The 1,508-nt window shown below is 64.4% G+C and carries 1 protein-coding gene; it reads right to left on the bottom strand.

Annotation, left to right across the window (positions count from 1 at the left end; all coding sequences use genetic code 11):
* Nucleotides 1-24: 24 nt before the first annotated feature.
* Nucleotides 25-1,242, bottom strand: coding sequence for an IS110 family RNA-guided transposase (locus BST42_RS28835; protein WP_083123119.1), 1,218 nt, complete (start codon nt 1,240-1,242; stop codon nt 25-27).
* Nucleotides 1,243-1,508 lie beyond the last annotated feature (266 nt).

Below are 1,508 nucleotides of genomic sequence, written 5' to 3'. Positions count from 1 at the left end.
TGATGCTCCTATCTCTGTCACGGGTCAAGCGGCGTCGATGTGTTGGGTGTTGAGCCAGTGGCGGTAGTTGGCGGCGAGGCTGTCGTGGCGTTGGAGTCCTCGTTCGAGTCGTGAGATGACGGTGGGCCAGACGCCGAGGTGTTGAGCGGCGCTGGTCAGGGTGATGTTTTGGGCTTGTCGAGTGGGTCTGAGGTCGCTGTAATCGTCGATCGGGCAGGGTGCGGTGAGGTGTTTGAACATCTCGCGGGCGATGGCACGTTTGAGGAGGCGTAGGACGTCTTTTTTCGAGCGTCCGGCAGCGAGTTGGCGGGCGGCGTAGGCGCGGGTGCGTTGGTCGTGAGACCAGCGGACCAGGGCGATGCGGTGCAGCGCGTTGTTGGCGGCGCGGTCGCCGCCGCGGGAAAGCCGATGGCGGGTGATTTTTCCTGAGGAAGCCGGGATCGGTGCGACTCCAGCCAGGCGGGCGAAGGCGGCCTCTGAGCGCAGTCGGTCGGTGTTGGTTCCGGCGGTGATGAGCAGCTGCGCGGCGGTGTCGGGGCCGACGCCATAGGCGGCGCGAAGCGCGGGGTTCAGTGTGCGGGTCACGGTGTCGAGTTCGGTGGTCAGTTCACCGATTTGGCGGTCGAGGAACTCGATGCGCTGGGCCAGGGCTTTACAGGCGGTCAGCACTGCGACGGTGATCGGGTCGGTGTGGGTGGTGGGTCGACACCGTGAGAGTGCTTGCACCAGTCGGACCGTGGTGGGATAGCGGCGGTAGCGTTCACGCAGGTCGGCGGGGGCGGTGACCAGGAGGTCCTTGATCTGCTGGATCGCCGCGCTACGCGCTTTGACCGCGCCGCGGCGAGCGATCAACAGGGCTTTGAGGGCGCCGGTGTTGGGGTCTTTGGGTATGGCTAGGCCGTGGCCGGCTAGTACCGCTCGTGCGGCGCTGTAGGCATCGAGCGGGTCAGACTTTCCCTCCCGGCGCCGCGAGGCCCGGTTGGGGCGGTTGACCTCGACGACGTGAATGCTGTTGTCCTGCAAGGCTTGGGTAAATCCGGCACCGTAGCTGCTGGTTCCCTCGACCCCGGCGATGAAGACCTCCCCGAAGCTGCGGGCCCAGGTGATGGCGACGTAGTAGCCGGTGGGGGTGGTCCGGAATTCGGCGTCAGCGAGGGGTTGGCCGGTATCGGTGATGGCCGCCACGTGGATGGTGTCGAGGTGGGTATCGACGCCGATGACGATGCGGCGTAGGGATGTCACGATGGTGGGTGTCCTCTCCGTTTTGTGGCGGTGGGTGACAACCCGGTAGGGCGGGCAGACAAGACATTGATGAGGGACTGTCCAGGCTCCTGATTAAGTCATGTCCGCCCTGCCAGGCTCTCGTTGCAGTGCTTGACCGCACGTCGCTGGTGAGACAAATCAATTGGAAGACAACCCAGCAGGGCGTCAGTCACACCGAGAGTCATCACCAACGGCGAACAGCCAAGACCATCTTCGCCGGAGTCTGCTTAACAGAATCAATGTCA

The sequence above is a fragment of the Mycolicibacterium rhodesiae genome (genome assembly GCF_002086695.1).
GTDB classification, from domain to species: Bacteria; Actinomycetota; Actinomycetes; order Mycobacteriales; family Mycobacteriaceae; genus Mycobacterium; species Mycobacterium rhodesiae.
Note: the sequence above shows the minus strand (reverse complement) of the source record. Positions and strands in the feature narration are given on the sequence as shown.